Source organism: Methylomarinovum caldicuralii, assembly GCF_033126985.1.
Lineage (GTDB): Bacteria > Pseudomonadota > Gammaproteobacteria > Methylococcales > Methylothermaceae > Methylohalobius > Methylohalobius caldicuralii.
In genome coordinates this window covers 925,456-940,463 of sequence record NZ_AP024714.1, presented here as the reverse complement: position 1 = coordinate 940,463, position 15,008 = coordinate 925,456, and the positions used below count along the sequence as shown (strand labels likewise).

18 protein-coding genes and 1 tRNA gene are annotated in these 15,008 nt (G+C 65.2%); 8 read left to right on the top strand and 11 right to left on the bottom strand.

The window, feature by feature from the left end; all coding sequences use genetic code 11:
* Positions 1 to 464: 464 nt before the first annotated feature.
* The 5 genes from MCIT9_RS04975 to MCIT9_RS04955 form a co-directional block, all read right to left on the bottom strand.
* Complete coding sequence (locus MCIT9_RS04975; RefSeq protein ID WP_317706306.1) at positions 465 to 1,478, bottom strand: formate dehydrogenase subunit gamma; 1,014 nt, start codon at positions 1,476 to 1,478, stop codon at positions 465 to 467.
* A gap of 13 nt (positions 1,479 to 1,491) precedes the next feature.
* Positions 1,492 to 1,629: a hypothetical protein gene (locus MCIT9_RS04970; RefSeq protein WP_317706305.1), complete on the bottom strand. Its 138-nt coding sequence runs from the start codon at positions 1,627 to 1,629 to the stop codon at positions 1,492 to 1,494.
* A 164-nt stretch (positions 1,630 to 1,793) separates the two neighbouring features.
* Entirely contained in the window at positions 1,794 to 2,399 is a 606-nt protein-coding gene (gene fdh3B / locus MCIT9_RS04965) for a formate dehydrogenase FDH3 subunit beta (protein ID WP_317706304.1), read from the bottom strand.
* Between the two features lie 289 nt (positions 2,400 to 2,688).
* The gene (locus tag MCIT9_RS04960) at positions 2,689 to 5,535 is read right to left on the bottom strand and encodes a formate dehydrogenase subunit alpha (RefSeq protein WP_317706303.1); all 2,847 of its coding nucleotides are present in this window, start codon (positions 5,533 to 5,535) and stop codon (positions 2,689 to 2,691) included.
* A complete protein-coding gene (locus MCIT9_RS04955; protein WP_317706302.1) occupies positions 5,532 to 5,708 on the bottom strand; it encodes a hypothetical protein in 177 nt (58 codons plus the stop codon). The genes MCIT9_RS04960 and MCIT9_RS04955 overlap by 4 nt, the downstream gene beginning before the upstream one ends.
* A 125-nt stretch (positions 5,709 to 5,833) precedes the next feature.
* On the opposite strand from MCIT9_RS04955, the gene speE reads away from it, so the two are divergent.
* Positions 5,834 to 6,694: a polyamine aminopropyltransferase gene (speE, locus tag MCIT9_RS04950; RefSeq protein WP_317706301.1), complete on the top strand. Its 861-nt coding sequence runs from the start codon at positions 5,834 to 5,836 to the stop codon at positions 6,692 to 6,694.
* A 32-nt stretch (positions 6,695 to 6,726) separates the two neighbouring features.
* Here the strand turns inward: speE and MCIT9_RS04945 are convergent, their stop codons facing one another.
* Positions 6,727 to 7,050 carry a c-type cytochrome gene (locus MCIT9_RS04945; RefSeq protein ID WP_317706300.1) on the bottom strand — a complete coding sequence of 108 codons (324 nt, stop codon included), beginning with the start codon at positions 7,048 to 7,050 and terminating at the stop codon, positions 6,727 to 6,729.
* A gap of 35 nt (positions 7,051 to 7,085) precedes the next feature.
* Here MCIT9_RS04945 and MCIT9_RS04940 point away from each other — a divergent pair, with 35 nt between their 5' ends.
* Positions 7,086 to 7,664: a MarR family winged helix-turn-helix transcriptional regulator gene (locus MCIT9_RS04940; protein WP_317706299.1), complete on the top strand. Its 579-nt coding sequence runs from the start codon at positions 7,086 to 7,088 to the stop codon at positions 7,662 to 7,664.
* Between the two features lie 23 nt (positions 7,665 to 7,687).
* Here MCIT9_RS04940 and glnK read toward each other — a convergent pair whose 3' ends face one another.
* A complete protein-coding gene (glnK, locus tag MCIT9_RS04935) occupies positions 7,688 to 8,026 on the bottom strand; it encodes a P-II family nitrogen regulator (protein ID WP_317706298.1) in 339 nt (112 codons plus the stop codon).
* Positions 8,027 to 8,143: 117 nt separating this feature from the next.
* Between glnK and ubiK the strand changes: the two genes are divergently transcribed.
* On the top strand, positions 8,144 to 8,398 hold the full coding sequence (gene ubiK / locus MCIT9_RS04930; RefSeq protein WP_317706297.1) for a ubiquinone biosynthesis accessory factor UbiK: 255 nt from the start codon (positions 8,144 to 8,146) through the stop codon (positions 8,396 to 8,398).
* 1 nt (position 8,399) lies between these two features.
* The gene (locus MCIT9_RS04925) at positions 8,400 to 9,932 is read left to right on the top strand and encodes a YifB family Mg chelatase-like AAA ATPase (protein ID WP_317706296.1); all 1,533 of its coding nucleotides are present in this window, start codon (positions 8,400 to 8,402) and stop codon (positions 9,930 to 9,932) included.
* On the opposite strand, the gene MCIT9_RS04920 is transcribed toward MCIT9_RS04925, so the two are convergent.
* Complete coding sequence (locus MCIT9_RS04920) at positions 9,908 to 10,738, bottom strand: DUF2797 domain-containing protein (RefSeq protein ID WP_317706295.1); 831 nt, start codon at positions 10,736 to 10,738, stop codon at positions 9,908 to 9,910. The genes MCIT9_RS04925 and MCIT9_RS04920 overlap by 25 nt on opposite strands.
* Before the next feature lie 33 nt (positions 10,739 to 10,771).
* Here MCIT9_RS04920 and ppa point away from each other — a divergent pair, with 33 nt between their 5' ends.
* Positions 10,772 to 11,311, top strand: coding sequence for an inorganic diphosphatase (gene ppa, locus MCIT9_RS04915; RefSeq protein ID WP_479724339.1), 540 nt, complete (start codon positions 10,772 to 10,774; stop codon positions 11,309 to 11,311).
* A 16-nt stretch (positions 11,312 to 11,327) separates the two neighbouring features.
* Here ppa and MCIT9_RS04910 read toward each other — a convergent pair whose 3' ends face one another.
* Together MCIT9_RS04910 and MCIT9_RS04905 are read right to left on the bottom strand one after the other, a co-directional pair.
* The gene (locus MCIT9_RS04910; protein ID WP_317706293.1) at positions 11,328 to 11,759 is read right to left on the bottom strand and encodes a molybdenum cofactor biosynthesis protein MoaE; all 432 of its coding nucleotides are present in this window, start codon (positions 11,757 to 11,759) and stop codon (positions 11,328 to 11,330) included.
* A gap of 2 nt (positions 11,760 to 11,761) precedes the next feature.
* A complete protein-coding gene (locus MCIT9_RS04905; protein WP_317706292.1) occupies positions 11,762 to 11,992 on the bottom strand; it encodes a MoaD/ThiS family protein in 231 nt (76 codons plus the stop codon).
* A 61-nt stretch (positions 11,993 to 12,053) separates the two neighbouring features.
* Between MCIT9_RS04905 and moaC the strand changes: the two genes are divergently transcribed.
* The 3 genes from moaC (at position 12,054) to MCIT9_RS04890 (ending at position 13,666) form a co-directional block, all read left to right on the top strand.
* On the top strand, positions 12,054 to 12,545 hold the full coding sequence (gene moaC / locus MCIT9_RS04900) for a cyclic pyranopterin monophosphate synthase MoaC (RefSeq protein WP_317706291.1): 492 nt from the start codon (positions 12,054 to 12,056) through the stop codon (positions 12,543 to 12,545).
* Between the two features lie 46 nt (positions 12,546 to 12,591).
* Positions 12,592 to 13,533, top strand: a complete 942-nt coding sequence (locus MCIT9_RS04895) for a Tim44 domain-containing protein (RefSeq protein ID WP_317706290.1) — start codon at positions 12,592 to 12,594, stop codon at positions 13,531 to 13,533.
* Positions 13,534 to 13,593: 60 nt separating this feature from the next.
* Positions 13,594 to 13,666: transfer RNA gene (locus MCIT9_RS04890), tRNA-Lys, on the top strand.
* 6 nt (positions 13,667 to 13,672) lie between these two features.
* Here MCIT9_RS04890 and MCIT9_RS04885 read toward each other — a convergent pair.
* A complete protein-coding gene (locus MCIT9_RS04885) occupies positions 13,673 to 14,806 on the bottom strand; it encodes a tyrosine-type recombinase/integrase (RefSeq protein WP_317706289.1) in 1,134 nt (377 codons plus the stop codon).
* Between the last annotated feature and the right edge of the window lie 202 nt (positions 14,807 to 15,008).

Below are 15,008 nucleotides of genomic sequence, written 5' to 3'. Positions count from 1 at the left end.
CGCGCGCCGGTACCCTGCTTCGTGTCCCGTTCGCTCCCATCGGCCGGACACCGCTCCGATGGGCCTGGGCCTTTTCTCACACGGCGCCCGCACCGCTCTTCCCGCAAGGAGTGATCGAGCCCTCCCAGGTTCCTGGGCGACCCTTGCCCTGCATGCCCCGCTCTTCGACCCCGGCGGAGGGATGATGCCAGGCCAGTACAGCACCACCCCTGTTGCCTTCCGTCCGTTCAACAACGTCGGCTCCGCATTCCGTACTTTCGAGGCTCCATCACGCGGCCTACAGGCCCCCTGTGTACGCTTCGCAGTCGGGATCGCTCCTCGACCACGCAACACTCGGTTCCGGCTGGTGGCCAGCCTTGGCCGGACAGGACTTGCACCTGTCAGGTCGCTCTGAAGGTTTCAGCGATGTCTTTCCTTCTACATAACTTCCTCCTTCTCCAGGCTTGGCCTGGCGCAATGAACGGCTAATCGGCGTCCGGACGGAAGAAGTGGGCGTGACGCTCCACCTTGGGGCGTTCCCCCTGCCGTGGAAGCCGGCCGGCCTGCTGCAATTCCTCCAGCCACAGATCGTGATGCTGCCGGACCCAGGACAGATCGACCTTCCCTGAGATCATGCCTTCCAGCGCCCCCTCGGTGCCCACGGTGCCGATGTAGATGTGCCCCAGGGCGGCGGCCATGACGATCAGAGCTGCTGCCACATGGAGGATGTGGCTCAATTGCAGGGACTCGCGTTCGAGGCCGAACAGGGGCAGGTCGAGCAGCAAACCGGTGACCGACACTACCGCCCCCACGGTCATCAGCAGCCAGAACCAGGCTTTCTCACCGGCGTTCATGCGCCCGGCGTGGGGATGGCCGCCGCCGAACAGGCCGCCGAAGGACTTGAACCAGTCCCAGTCAATCCGCTGCCACAGATTGTCGCGGAACCAGATCAGACCCATGACGATCAGGCAGGCGACGAACAGGGGGCCGATGAGATTGTGGGCGAACTTGGCGACGGCGAGATAGGCGGAGAAGGTCTGGTGGCCGATCAGGGGGATCAGCAGCCGGCGGCCGTAGAGCAGGCTCAGGCCGGTGAGACTCAGGACGATGAACAGGGTCGCGGTGGTCCAGTGCAGCACCCGCTCCCCCAGGCTCCAGCGCGGCACCTTGATGCCGGTGCGGGGCTTTTCCAGCCGCTGGGGACCGTGAAGCAGATGAAACAGTCCCAGAACCAGCGCCACGCCGCCGAGAACCAGCCCCCCGGCCCAGGACAGCGGCCCGTTGCGCCAGCCGCGCCAGACCTCGCCGGAAGCCTGGATCAGCTCGCCGCTTTCCAGACCGCGCACTGCGCTGTAGCCTTCCACCCCTTCGCGCACCTGGCGCCACAGCTCAGCGCGGGGGTTGCTCCAGTCGACGGTCGCCGCCACCAGCCCCACCGACAGCAGCAACAGGGCCAGCCCGGTGACCTGCCAGAGTCTGCGGCTTCGTGTCGATGACATCACGGTAGCCATGTCAGCGGTCCGTCTGTACCATCAGTGCCCGTTTACGCAGGGTTGCGGCATCGGGGTAGTGTTTGTGGACATCCGCCTTGCCGGCGTACTCGGGATTGCGGTCGAAAACCCGGTCGGCCTGGCGCTCGCAGGCGGTCAATCCGGCAACCACTCCCAGAAAAAGGGTAAAGGCACAGCGCCGCCAAGCGCCTTCGGTCGTCTGGCTGGAGGGCGTACCCGGCCTGGACGGGCGGGTTTCGAGCCTACAGGGACGTACTTGCGGCGTCCCGGAAGCCAGATGACCGAAAGCGCTTCCCCACCACTTCATGGCTTCTTGTCCCCGTAAGCCTGCCCCCAGCCCCACGGCGCCTTGGACGGAGCCGGTTCTTCCTCCCGGTCGGCGCGGCGCACCACCCGCTCGCGGAAGATGTCGGCGATGACGTCGCCGTCGCCGGCCAGCAGCGCCTTGGTGGAACACATCTCGGCGCACAGCGGCAGCTTGCCCTCGGCCAAGCGGTTGCGGCCGTATTTCTCGAATTCGGCTTCGGAATGATCTTCCTCGGGACCGCCGGCGCAGAAGGTGCACTTGTCCATCTTGCCCCGGACCCCGAAGGCACCGTCCTGGGGGAACTGGGGCGCGCCGAAGGGGCAGGCGTAGAAGCAGTAGCCGCAGCCGATGCAAAGATCCTTGTCGTGCAGCACCACCCCGTCTTCGGTGATGTGGAAGCAGTCCACCGGACAGACGGCGGCGCAGGGCGGGTCGGAGCAGTGCATGCAGGCCACCGAGATGGATTTCTCCCCCGGCTGGCCGTCGTTGAGGGTCACCACCCGGCGGCGGTTGACCCCCCAGGGCACCTCGTGCTCGTTCTTGCAGGCGGTGACGCAGGCGTTGCATTCGATGCAGCGCTCCTCGTCACAGAGAAACTTCATCCGCGCCATGGGACTCCCCCTTGCTGTGCCGGGAAAGGGGTTCCAGGGACGCCGCAAGTACGTCCCTGTAGGCTCGAAACCCGGCCGTCCAGGCCGGGTACGCCCTTCCACCCCTTTCCCGGCACACCAACGACAGCCCGGTACCGAGACAGGGAAGGAAACCCGTTTTCCGGGGTGTACGCGGCCCGGACGGCCGCGTCCAAGCCTCCAGGGAAGGATTCACGGCGTCCACGGAAAACGGGTTTCCTTCCCCATCCTCCCCCAGCTGAGAGTTGCTCACACATGCGCCTCAACCTCCCCGCTTAAGCCGGCACAGGGACACCTTGGTCTCCTGCATCATGGTGACCGCGTCATAACCATAGGTGAACACCGTGTTGCAGGCCTCACCGCGCACGTAAGGGGCGGTGCCCTCGGGATAGCGGGGCTTGAGGTCCACTCCCTCCCACCAGCCACCGAAGTGGAACGGCATGAACACCGTCCCCCGCGGCACCCGGCGGGTGACGAAAGCCGTCACCAGGATGCGTCCCCCCTCCGGCCCTTCGACCCAGACCTTGCCGCCGTGGCGCAGGCCGGCATCGTTGGCGTCGGCCGGATGCACTTCCACGAACATCTCCTGCTGCAGTTCCGCCAGCCAGGGATTGGAACGGGTCTCTTCGCCCCCGCCTTCGTACTCCACCAGGCGCCCGGAGGTCATCACCAGGGGGAAGTCACGGGAAAAATCGATCTCTTGGAGCGAACGGTAGCGGGTCGGCAGGCGGTAGAAACGCTTGCGGTCGGGATAGGTGGGATAGTCCTGGACCAGATCGCGGCGGCGGGTGTAGATCGGCTCGCGGTGAACCGGGACGGGATCGGGGAAGGTCCAGACGATGCAGCGGGCCTTGGCGTTGCCGTAAGGGGCGCAGCCGTAGGCGATCGCCACCCGCTGGATGCCGCCGGAAAGATCCGTCTTCCAGTTCCGTCCTTCCGCCTGCCGTTTTTCCTCCGGCGTCAGGTCGTCCCACCAGCCCAGCTTCTTCAGCAACTTGTCGGAGAATTCGGGATAGCCGTCCTTGATCTCGGAGCCTTTGGTGTAGCTGTCCTCGGCCAGCAGGCTGACGCCGTTGCGTTCCACCCCGAAGCGGGCCCGGAACGGCAGCCCGCCCTCGGCCACCGGCTTGCTCAGGTCGTAGAGGATCGGCGTGCCCGGATGCTTGAGTTCCGGTTTGCCCCAGCAGGGCCAGGGCAGGCCGTAGTATTCGCCGTCGCAGGGGCCGCCCTCGGCCCTCAGAGTGGTGGTGTCGAAAGTGTGCCAGTACTGCTGCTGCCTTTTCAGGCGCTCGGGGCTGATGCCGCTGTAACCGATGCTCCAGGCGCCGCGGTTGATCTCCCGCAGGATGTCCTCGATCACCGGCTCGTCGCCCTCGACGCGGATGTTCCTGGTCAGCTCGGCGGCGAAACCCAGCTTTTTCGCCAGCCGGTACATAGTAACGTGATCGGGCTGGGACTCGAACAACGGCTCGATCACCTGATCGCGCCACTGCACCGAACGGTTGGAGGCGGTCACCGAACCGTGGGTCTCGAACTGGGTGCAGGCGGGCAGCAGATAGGTGTCGTTCTGGCGCTCGTGCATCACCGCCGACACCGTGGGATAGGGGTCGATGACCACCAACAGGTCCAGCTTCTCGAAGGCCCGCTTCATCTCCGGGCCGCGGGTCTGGCTGTTGGGGGCGTGGCCCCAGAAGATCATGGCGCGGAGATTGTCCCGCTGGGACAGGTTGGCCTTGTCCTCCAGCACCCCGTCGATCCAGCGCGACACCGGGATGCCGGGCATGAACATGGTCCGGCTTCTGCCGCCCTTGCCGTCCGGGTATTCGGCCGGGTCGAAGCGGGACGACAGCCAGTCGTAGTCCAGGCCCCACACCCGGGCCCAGTGGCGCCAGGCCCCTTCCGACAGGCCGTAGTAACCGGGCAGGGTGTGGGCGTTGGGCCCCACGTCGGTGGCACCCTGGACGTTGTCGTGGCCGCGGAAGATGTTGGTGCCGCCGCCGGCCACCCCCATGTTGCCCAGGGCCAGCTGGAGAATGCACAGGAGGCGGGTCTGGTTGGTGCCGTGGTGGTGCTGGGTGATGCCCATGCACCAGACCACGGTGCCGGGGCGGTTTTCGGCCAGCGTCTTGGCCACCTGATGCACCTGTTCCTCCGGCACCCCGCAGACCCGCTCCACCTCCTTCGGCGGCCACTTTTTCGCCTCTTCGCGGATCGCCTCCATGCCATAGACCCGCCGACGGATGAAATCGGCATCCTCCCAGCCGTTCTCGAAGATGTGCCACAACAGGCCGTAGACGAAGGCGACATCGCCGCCGGGGCGGATGCGCACGTACTGGTCGGCGTGGGCGGCGGTGCGGGTGAAGCGGGGATCGACCACGATCAGGCGGGCGCCCTTTTCCTTGGCGCGGAAAACGTGCTGCATCGACACCGGATGGGCCTCGGCCGGATTGCCGCCGATGATGAGGATGGCGCGGCTGTTGTGGATGTCGTTGTAGGAATTGGTCATCGCCCCGTAGCCCCAGGTGTTGGCGACGCCGGCGACGGTAGTGGAATGGCAGATGCGGGCCTGGTGGTCGACGTTGTTGGTCCCCCACAGGGCGACGAACTTGCGCAGCAGGTAGGCCTGCTCGTTGTTGTGCTTGGAGGAGCCGAGCCAGTAGACCGAATCGGGACCGGATTCCTCGCGGATCTGCAGCAATTTGGCGCCGATCTCGTCGATGGCCTGCTCCCAGGTGACGCGCCGCCACCGGCCGTTCACTTTCTTCAGCGGATATTTGAGGCGCTTGTCGCCGCGGCCGTGGTCACGAACCGAAGCCCCCTTGGCGCAGTGGGCGCCGAGGTTGAAGGGATGCTCGAAGGCCGGCTCCTGCCCCACCCAGACGCCGTTTTGGACCTCGGCGATCACCCCGCAGCCCACCGAGCAGTGGGTGCAGACGCTGCGCACCTGTTTGACTTCGGGCTGGGATGCGACCGACTCCTCGGCCTCGGCCTTGCGCATGAGCTTAAACGGCAGGGCGGCGGCCAGGGAAGCGCCGCCGACGGTGACGGAGGTGCGCCGCAGGAAGGTGCGGCGGTCGATGGATTGGGGGGAACGACGCTTGAGGGTCATGCTTCCCTCGCGGTCTGATAGTAGCGGCGGACGTGGTCGGTCTCGCGGTAGCCGGACGGCTTCTCCGCGTCCGTCTCAGCCACAGCCTGCTCCCGGCGCTGTCCCAGGGCTGCAGCGGTGGCGGCAACCCCTCCGGCCCCGAGCAGGGTCTGCAGAAAGCGGCGGCGTTTCATCGGCGCACTCCTCCTCGGTTTTTGCCGTCATTAAACCGCCACGGCGGCACGACGTCAACGGCGTTTGCAGTCCTCTCCCCGATATAGCAAACTTTGCCGATTTCCATTTTCCGCAAGGAGAGATCATGCTAGAGCCCAACCGCTGGTTCACCGAGATCGACGAGGACAACCACAGCGCCTTTTCCCTCAAGATCACACGCAAGCTGCACGAGGAGCAGACCCCGTTCCAGAAAATCGAGATCTACGAGACCGTCGGCTTCGGCAACCTGATGGTGATCGACGGCTTCGTCATGCTATCGAGCCGCGACAACTTCCTCTATCACGAGATGATGACCCACCCGGTGCTCTACAGCCATCCCGACCCCAAACGGGTGTGGATCATCGGCGGCGGCGACTGCGGCAGCCTGCAGGAAACGCTCAAGCACCCGGAGGTGGAAAGCGCCATCCAGATCGAGATCGACGAGCGCGTCACCCGCCTTTCCGAGGAGTACTTTCCGGAACTGTGCCAGGCTAACGGCGATCCCCGCGCCCAGTTGAAATTCGAGGACGGCATCCAATGGGTCCGGGAAGCGCCGTCAGGCAGCGTCGATGTCATCATCGTCGACAGCACCGATCCCCTGGGACCGGGTGAGGGGCTGTTCACGGAAGGCTTCTACCGCGACTGCCTCAGGTGCCTGGGCGACAACGGCCTGTTGATCCAGCAGAGCGAATCCCCGCTGTTCCACCCGCACATTCTCCATCCGATGCGCAAGGCGATGAAGGCCGCCGGCTTCCGGGAGGTAAAGACCCTGTTTTTCCCCCAGCCGGTGTACCCGTCGGGCTGGTGGAGCGGGACGGTGGCCGCCAAGACGGCCATCGGCAGCCCCAGGGAGGCGGACATCCTGGGCAGGCCCTTCCCCACCCGCTATTACAATCTGGACATCCACCGCGCCGCCTTCGCCGCACCCAACTTCTTTCTGGAAGCGACGGAAAGAGAGGAAGACTGACGGGCGGCCTGCGCCGCCCGTTCAGCCGGGTTTCAGGGACAGGGCTTCAAACTGTTGTAAAAGGCCGCCAGATTGGCGATGTCCGCATCGCTCAGGCCGGCGGTCATCCCGTTCATCAGCGGCGCCTGGCGGGTCTTGTCGCGGTAAGCCTTCAGGGCCTTTTCCAGATAGGGGGCTTTCTGGCCGGCAAGATTCGGATAGGAGGTACCCGGCGCACTGATGCCATTGGCGCCGTGACAGCCGACACAGCCTTTGCTCTGGGAAATCTTCCGCCCCGCATCGGCATCGGCGCAAAGAGCGGCATTCCCCCACAGGCCGCCGACCATCAATGCTATAATGGAAAAGGTTTTTCTCATCGTTCGTTCCTCCTCCTCAATGGAAGCCCATGCACATGAAGACCGCTGAAGTTTACAAATATCTGGAGCGTATCGGCAATCTGCTTCGCGCCGAGATCCGCCAGGGCGATGCCAAACTCCAGCCGGTACAACTGGAAATTCTCCACTATCTCAGCATCTGCAACCGTCACAGCAACATTCCGGCGGCCGTCACCGAATACCTGGGGCTGACCAAGGGAACGGTCTCCCAGACCCTGACGGTACTGGAAAACAAGGGACTGATCGAGAAAGTGCCGGATGCCCAGGACCGCCGTGTCATCCACCTGTTTCTGACCGAAAAGGGCAAGGCGGTGGTTGACGCCTCCCTGCCGCCGGCGACCCTGGACCAAGGGCTGAGCTTCATGGCGCCGGAAGCGCGCGAACAGCTGGCCCGGGGGCTGGCCGCTTTGCTGGAGGGAATGCAGGCTGCCCGCCAATACAAAGCATTCGGCGTCTGTAGCACCTGCGCGCATCTCCGTGAAACCGAAACCGGCCACCGCTGCGACCTCACCGGCCTGCCGCTGGAAGCCGGACACCTGCAGCAGATCTGCCGCGAATTCCTACCTACCGCAAAAGAGGGCGAAAAGGCGGCCTGACGCCGCCGGCCTTTTTGCATCCGTCAAAGCGCGTCCGGTCCGGATTCTCCGGTGCGAATGCGGATGACGTTCTCCAGCGGGGAGACGAAGATCTTGCCATCCCCGATCTTGCCGGTACAGGCGGCCTGGGTGATGGCCTCCACCACCTCATCGGTGCGGTCGTCGGTCACGGCCACTTCCAGTTTGACCTTGGGCAGAAAATCCACCACGTACTCGGCCCCCCGGTACAGTTCGGTATGGCCTTTCTGGCGCCCGTAACCCTTGACCTCGGTGACGGTCATGCCGGAGATGCCCAAGTCCATCAGGGCTTCGCGGACGTCGTCAAGTTTGAACGGTTTGATGATCGCGGTAACGAGTTTCATGAGACTCCCCTTTCATTGCCAACGCTTCAATATGCCGCAAAATCGCGGTGAACTCAATTGGCCCGCCGGCAGGGGTTGCGCTATGCTTGAAACATTTCCTTACGGAGAATTCTGTTCATGCTCGATCCCAAACGTCTCGACGAACTCGCCCAGCGCCTGAGCCAGGCGCTGCCCCCCGGCCTCCAGCATCTGCGCGAGGACATGGAGAAGAACTTCCGCGCCATCCTGCAAAGCGCCTTTTCCCAGATGAACCTGGTCAGCCGGGAGGAATTCGAAGTTCAGGCCGAGCTGCTCAAACGCACCCGCGAAAAACTGGAACGCCTGGAACACCAGCTGGCGCAGTTGGAACAGCAACTGGACAAGCCCGAATGACATGAACCTCGCCCGGGTTTACAGCCGGGGGCAGAGCGGCATCGACGCCCCGGAAGTGTGCGTCGAGGTGCATCTGGCCAACGGCCTGCCGGGGCTGTCCCTGGTCGGCCTGCCGGAAACCGCGGTCAAGGAAAGCAAGGACCGGGTCCGCGCCGCCCTGGTCAACTGCGGCTTCGAATTCCCCGCCCGCCGCATCACCGTCAACCTGGCCCCGGCCGATCTGCCCAAGGAGGGCGGCCGCTTCGATCTGGCCATCGCCCTGGGAATTCTGGCCGCCTCCGGCCAGCTCCCCGGCGACCGCCTGGCGGATTACGAATTTCTGGGGGAACTGTCTCTCGGCGGCGAGCTGCGCCCGGTCCGCGGCGCCCTGCCGGCGGCGCTGCGGTGCCGCCGGGCCGGCCGCGATCTCATCCTGCCTGCGGCGAACACCGCCGAGGCCGCTCTGGTGAACGACCTGGCCGTGTTCGGCGCCGACCATCTGCTGGGCGTCTGCGCCCACCTGCAGGGGCGCGAGTCCCTCCCGCCCGCGACAGCGCCTCCGGCAATCGCGGCGGCCTGGCCTGTCGATCTGGCCGAGGTCCGCGGTCACTACCAGGCCAAGCGCGCCCTGCAGGTGGCCGCCGCCGGGGGACACAACCTGCTGATGGTGGGGCCGCCCGGTTCCGGCAAGTCGATGCTGGCCCAGCGCCTGCCGACGCTGCTGCCGCTGCTGGAAGAGGATCAGGCCCTGGAAAGCGCCGCCATCGCTTCGGTGAGCGGCCAGCCCTTCGATCCCGCCCGCTGGCGGCTGCCGCCGTTCCGCCATCCCCACCACAGCGCCTCGGCGGCGGCGATGGTGGGCGGCGGCGGGGGGTCGTCCCTGCGTCCCGGGGAGATTTCCCTGGCCCATCACGGCGTCCTGTTCCTGGACGAGCTTCCGGAATTCAGCCGCAAGGTGCTGGAAACCCTGCGCGAGCCGCTGGAAAGCGGGCGCATCACCCTCTCCCGCGCCGCCCGCAAGGTGGAATTTCCGGCCCGCTTCCAGTTGATCGCAGCGATGAACCCCTGTCCCTGCGGCTTTCACGGCGACCCCGGCAACCGCTGCCGCTGCACCCCGACGCAGATCCAGCGTTACCGGGACCGCCTTTCCGGCCCGCTGCTCGACCGCATCGACCTGCACCTGGAGGTGGGCAGCCAATCCGGCGACCTGCTGCTCTCCGCCGGACGGGAACGCAGCAGCGCCGAGCTGCGCGAGGAAGTGATCCGCGCGCGGGAAATTGCCCTGGCACGCAGCGGCTGTCTCAACGCCCACCTGCCGGTGGCGGACATCGAGCGCTTCTGCTTCCCGGAGCCCCAGGGTCAGACTCTGCTGCAGCAGGCCATCGAACGCTTGGGCCTGTCCCACCGGGCCCTGCACCGCGTCCTCAAGGTCGCCCGCACCATCGCCGATCTCGACGGCAGCGAGACAGTGCGGGTCAGACACGTGAGCGAGGCCATCGGCTACCGCCGCCTCGACCGCCGTCCCCTGCCTCAGGCCGCCAGCGCGATCCGGTAACCGGCGAACTTGCGGATGTTGATAACGCCGGTGTCGAAGATCAGGTACTGGCCCTTGATGCCGGTGAGGGTACCTGTGACCTGCGGCTGCTTGTCGAAGTTGAAGGATCTGACCTTGTCCGGATAGCGCAGGACCGGGTAGCGGATGTGGATCTCGGCCGCCGCCAGCCGCTCCAATCCCTCCCCGATCGCAGCCAGCTCGGCGGCTGCCAGTTGCAGCAGGCGGTCGCGCTCGGCCGCCAGATCGACGACCGGCGCCGCGCCCCGGAGCATCTTCTGCCACTGGGTCCGGTCGCTGACATGCTGCTTCAACGCCACCTCCGCCCGCCCGGCCAGCAGACGCTCGCCCACCTGCAGGATCGGCAGCGCCTGGGTGGCACCCTGGTCGATCCAGCGGGTGGGAATCTGGGCGGCGCGGGTGATACCCACCTTCAGGCCGGAGGAATTGGCCAGATAGACCACATGGGGACGCAGGCAGTTATCCCTGGCCCAGGCCGGCTCACGGCAGGTCCCCTGATGATAATGACACAGCTCCGGCTTGACGATGCAGGTGTCGCAGCGCGCCAGCCTGCGCACGCAGGGGAAGCAATAGCCCTGGTTGAAGCTTTTGCGGGTCTTGCGGCCGCAGTGGATGCAGTGGATGTCCCCGGTCCATTCCAGTTTCAGAGGCCGGCCGATGAGCGGCGCCAGGGGAACATCGCGCCCCTCCCCCAGGGGCAGCCGGTATTCGGCCGTGCCGTCTTCCCGCAACCGGGTCTTCATTTTGCGCAGGTCGCCACACTCGTTCATAATGAGTGGTTTGTTCATGGACTTTAAGCGAAGGAGAATCCAGTGGCATTGATGCGCGTCTCCTCCGGGGTCAATGTACCCCACGATATCAACGTCATCATCGAAATTCCAGCCTACAGCGACCCGGTCAAATACGAGATTGACAAGGATACCGGCGCCCTGTTCGTGGACCGCTTCATGGGCACGGCGATGCAGTATCCCTGCAACTACGGCTACGTACCCCACACCCTCTCAGAGGACGGCGACCCGGTGGACGTGCTGGTAATCTCCCCCTGGCGCCTGATCTCCGGCTCGGTGGTGCGCTGCCGCCCTATCGGCATGCTGCAGATGACGGACGAATCCGGCGTCGACGCCAAGGTGCTGGCGGTACCGGTGGACAAACTGACCCCACTGTACGCCAAGGTGGATTCCTTCCGCGACATCCCCGAATCCCAACTGGCCCAGATCGCCCATTTCTTCAAGCACTACAAAGATCTGGAACCGGGCAAGTGGGTCAAGGTGGAAGGATGGCTCGGGGTCGAGGAGGCCAAGCAGGAAATCCTCGCCAGCGTCGAACGCTACAACCAGGCCAAGGAAAAGCCCAACTTCTAACCCAGCGCCGGGCCCCTCAGCCCGGCGTGTTCTTCTCCACCCAGCGCGTCCCGTGCGGGGTCACCTCCTTCTTCCAGAAGGGGGCCCGCTGCTTGAGCGCCTCCATCAGCCAGCGGCAGGCCTTGAAAGCCTCGCGGCGGTGTGCCGACCACACGCCCACCAGGGCAATGGGCTCCCCCGGCCGGATGTGCCCCACCCGGTGGACCACGAGCACCGCCACCAACGGCCAGCACTGCCGGGCTTCCGCCGTCAGCCGCTCCAGCTCCCGCTCCGTCATGCCGGGATAATGCTCCAGAAACAGGGACTCGACTTCATCCCCCTGATTGAAGTCCCGCATGGTGCCGACGAAACAGGCCGTCGCCCCGAAACTGCCGGGCGGCAGACGCCGCTGCTCGGCCTGCAGGAGCGCCCAGGGGTCGAACTCACCCTCGACCAGCCGTACTGTCATGCTCAGCCTCCCGTCACCGGTGGAAAAAAGGCCACCTCGTCGCCGTCGCGCACCGGCGCATCGGGGCCGGCGTGGTTCATGTTGACCGCCGCCAGCACCTGGGCCGGCAGGTCGTCGCCGGTCAGCCGGCGCCAGACATCGGCGACACAGCCGATCCCCTCCGGCGTCATTTCCGTCTGTTCGATACCCAATCGCTCCTTCAAACTGGCGAACACGCGCACCCGAATGGCCATGACCTCCCCTTTTTCCGACAATTACGCTAAGCTTTGCATCTATTTAAGCACAGGAACGACGATGGCAGAACTGACCCACTTCGATGCCCGCGGCCGGGCCCACATGGTGGACGTGGGCGACAAACCGGCGACAAAGCGCCGGGCGGTGGCCGAAGGCGCAATCGCCATGCAGCCGGCCACCCTGGAGCTGATCCGCAGCGGCAGCCACAAAAAGGGGGACGTCCTCGGCATCGCCCGCATCGCCGCCATCATGGCGAGCAAGAAGACCGCCGACCTGATCCCCCTGTGCCATCCGTTGCCGCTGACCCGGGTCGAGGTGACCTTCGAGCCCGCGGAGAACCGCATCCGCTGCCGGGCCACGGTGGAAACCACCGCCCCCACCGGGGTGGAGATGGAAGCGTTGACCGCGGTGCAGATCGGCCTGCTCACCATTTACGATATGTGCAAGGCGGTCGACCGCGGCATGACGATCACCGACGTCCGGCTGCTGGAAAAATCCGGCGGCCGCAGCGGCCATTGGCGCCGTGAATGCGCGAACCCGGAATCTCCTTAGCGGTCCAATGACTGCCTCCACGAAGTAGAAACCTAAGGAATCATCCATGATAAAACTTCCCCTGAGCCTTCTCAGCCTGCTGTTGACGGCCGTTTTCGTCATGGCCCCCTTCCAGGACGCCGAGGCCAAGCGCTTTGGCGGCGGTCGCTCCTTCGGCGGCCGACCGCTGTACAGCATGCCGTACAAACGCTCGGCGATCCCCAAAAAGCCCCTGTACAACCGCCAACAGGCGGCACAGCGGCAGGCGACCGCCCAGCGCAATCAGGCCGCCCGCCAGTCCTGGCGCAATCGCGGCGGTCTTCTGGGCATGCTGGCCCCATTCCTGATCGGAGGACTGCTGGGGGCGCTGTTCTTCGGCGGCGCCTTCGAGCACATCAACCTGGCCGACATCCTGGTGCTGGGGGGCCTGGCGTTTCTGGCCTTCAAACTGCTGGCGCGCCGCCCCCAACCGGCGGCGGAAAGCCCTTATGGCGGAAGCGGTTACGATCCCGGCCCGGATGCATCCCCAACCGGCGGCTTCCGGGCCACGGAATCGGCCCCCCGGCGGCCGTTCGACACCGACCTGCTGTTCGGCCGCAAGGGCGCCCGCACCGTGGAGGCTCCGCCGCCGGAACTTCCGGCCGACTTCGACGTGGACGCCTTCCTGGAAGAGGCCAAGTCCCTGTTTTTGCGGCTCCAGGAAGCCTGGAACCGGGGGGAGATGGCCGACATCCGCGCGCTGACCACCGATGAGGTGTTCATGGAGATCAAGGACCAGTGGCAGCAGGAAGACAGCGGCGAGCCGACCGAAGTGCTGGAGCTGGACGCCCAACTGCTCGACTACCGCCGCGACGAGGACGGCGAAGAGGCCGCGGTCCTGTTCACCGCCCTGCTGAGGGAAGGACGACACCCCCCCGAGCAGATCGAGGAAATCTGGCACTTCGTCCGCCCCCGGCGCCAGTTCAATGCCGGCTGGCGGCTGGACGGCATCCAGCAGGTGGAGGACTGATGAACGACGGCCGGTTGCGTTTTCCGCAATCGGCCGCTATCATATGCGCCTTCCCGCCACGGGCCGTTAGCTCAGTCGGTAGAGCACCGCACTTTTAATGCGATGGTCGTTGGTTCGAATCCAACACGGCCCATCAAATTCAAGAACTTACAGCGAAATTTTTTCGCAGCAGCGTGACTGGCGGAGTTTTTCCGGACTCGATGTCCGCCAGTCTTTCCACCGCGGCGATCAGCTCGCCAAGTTCCGCCGGCGAGTAGTGCAGGGTCACGTCGCCGTCGGTATGGTGCAACAGCGCCTTTCTGGTCTCCAGGGGCACGCCCGCCGCCCTCAGCCTTCTGCCGAACGTGTGACGCAGGTTGTGCGGGCCTTTGTTGTACCTGCCGTCCGTCGGCAGCCCGGCTTCCGCCCAGGCCCGTTTCCAGGCCGTTGAGTGCATGTGACCTATCCTCTTGCCGCGATAGCAGAACACGTCTTCGGGATGCAGGAAGCGCTGGCCCTCGATGACGGACCGGGCCACCCGGTTGAGCACCACCACCTGGTCGCTTTTGTTCTTCGTCCCCGGCCACATGCCGTCTCCATAGCGTATCCGCCGCCCTGGGACCACGAACACGGTGGCGTCCAGTTCCGGGATCCGGGTTTTCCAGCCCCACCGCAACCAGCAGACGACTTGTTCGCGCAGCCCGGTGTTGACGGCAAGCAGGGCCATGGCCGCCAGGTGATCCGGCAGCGCTTGCAGTAGCCGCCGCTGTTCTTCGGCGTTGAGCGGATACGGTTCGGCGCTGTCTTCCCAGTTCGGCATCTGGAACATGGGCACGGTGTCCAGCCAGGGGCGGTTGTACCTGTCCCGCCACAGTCTGGCGCTGAGCGTCAGCACCCGGCGCACCACGGCCAGTTCCCGCTTGACCGTGGCGCTCTTGATGCCCGCCTGTCGCCTGGCGTCGATGTAAGGTTGCAGCGTTCCCATGTGGATTTCGTCCAGGGGCAGGTCGCCGATGTGCGGATCGACGTTCTTGAGGCAGTCAGCGTCCCTGGCGATGCTGCGTTTGTGCATGTGCTCGTTCAGGTAGCGCGTTGTCGCCTCCCGGAACGTGTGCCGTTCCCGTCTGTTTCTGGCCTCCGTCTCGATCTCCGCCAGCCGCCGTATCAGGTAGCGTTCGGCCGCTTCCCTGTCGCCCGTTCGAGTGCTTTCGCAAAGTCGGCCATACCCTCGGATTTGCTTGTCGATGTGCCAGATCTGACCTTTCTTTCTGAGGCCCGGAATTCTTTTCGCCATGTTTCACCTCCTTTTGTCCTACCGGGCCGCCCTTTGCGCTGTTTATAGTCGTCGGCCCAGGCGTCCAGGTCAAGGCGGTCGAAGGCGACGCCTTGGGAGCCGATGGGGATTTCACTGAACCTCCCCACGCCTAAAGGCGTGGGGAGGTTCAGGTCAAATGACGTAAGTAGCGCATAGCAAAGGGAAGCCCGGAACAAGATTT

Excerpts from the sequence above, each read along its gene's own strand:
- MCIT9_RS04975 (WP_317706306.1), bottom strand. The coding sequence starts at position 1,478 with ATGTCATCGACACGAAGCCGCAGACTCTGGCAGGTCACCGGGCTGGCC.
- fdh3B (WP_317706304.1), bottom strand. The coding sequence starts at position 2,399 with ATGAAGTTTCTCTGTGACGAGGAGCGCTGCATCGAATGCAACGCCTGC.
- MCIT9_RS04960 (WP_317706303.1), bottom strand. The coding sequence starts at position 5,535 with ATGACCCTCAAGCGTCGTTCCCCCCAATCCATCGACCGCCGCACCTTC.
- MCIT9_RS04955 (WP_317706302.1), bottom strand. The coding sequence starts at position 5,708 with ATGAAACGCCGCCGCTTTCTGCAGACCCTGCTCGGGGCCGGAGGGGTT.
- speE (WP_317706301.1), top strand. The coding sequence starts at position 5,834 with ATGCTAGAGCCCAACCGCTGGTTCACCGAGATCGACGAGGACAACCAC.
- MCIT9_RS04945 (WP_317706300.1), bottom strand. The coding sequence starts at position 7,050 with ATGAGAAAAACCTTTTCCATTATAGCATTGATGGTCGGCGGCCTGTGG.
- MCIT9_RS04940 (WP_317706299.1), top strand. The coding sequence starts at position 7,086 with ATGAAGACCGCTGAAGTTTACAAATATCTGGAGCGTATCGGCAATCTG.
- glnK (WP_317706298.1), bottom strand. The coding sequence starts at position 8,026 with ATGAAACTCGTTACCGCGATCATCAAACCGTTCAAACTTGACGACGTC.
- ubiK (WP_317706297.1), top strand. The coding sequence starts at position 8,144 with ATGCTCGATCCCAAACGTCTCGACGAACTCGCCCAGCGCCTGAGCCAG.
- MCIT9_RS04925 (WP_317706296.1), top strand. The coding sequence starts at position 8,400 with ATGAACCTCGCCCGGGTTTACAGCCGGGGGCAGAGCGGCATCGACGCC.
- MCIT9_RS04920 (WP_317706295.1), bottom strand. The coding sequence starts at position 10,738 with ATGAACAAACCACTCATTATGAACGAGTGTGGCGACCTGCGCAAAATG.
- ppa (WP_479724339.1), top strand. The coding sequence starts at position 10,772 with ATGCGCGTCTCCTCCGGGGTCAATGTACCCCACGATATCAACGTCATC.
- MCIT9_RS04910 (WP_317706293.1), bottom strand. The coding sequence starts at position 11,759 with ATGACAGTACGGCTGGTCGAGGGTGAGTTCGACCCCTGGGCGCTCCTG.
- MCIT9_RS04905 (WP_317706292.1), bottom strand. The coding sequence starts at position 11,992 with ATGGCCATTCGGGTGCGCGTGTTCGCCAGTTTGAAGGAGCGATTGGGT.
- moaC (WP_317706291.1), top strand. The coding sequence starts at position 12,054 with ATGGCAGAACTGACCCACTTCGATGCCCGCGGCCGGGCCCACATGGTG.
- MCIT9_RS04895 (WP_317706290.1), top strand. The coding sequence starts at position 12,592 with ATGATAAAACTTCCCCTGAGCCTTCTCAGCCTGCTGTTGACGGCCGTT.
- MCIT9_RS04885 (WP_317706289.1), bottom strand. The coding sequence starts at position 14,806 with ATGGCGAAAAGAATTCCGGGCCTCAGAAAGAAAGGTCAGATCTGGCAC.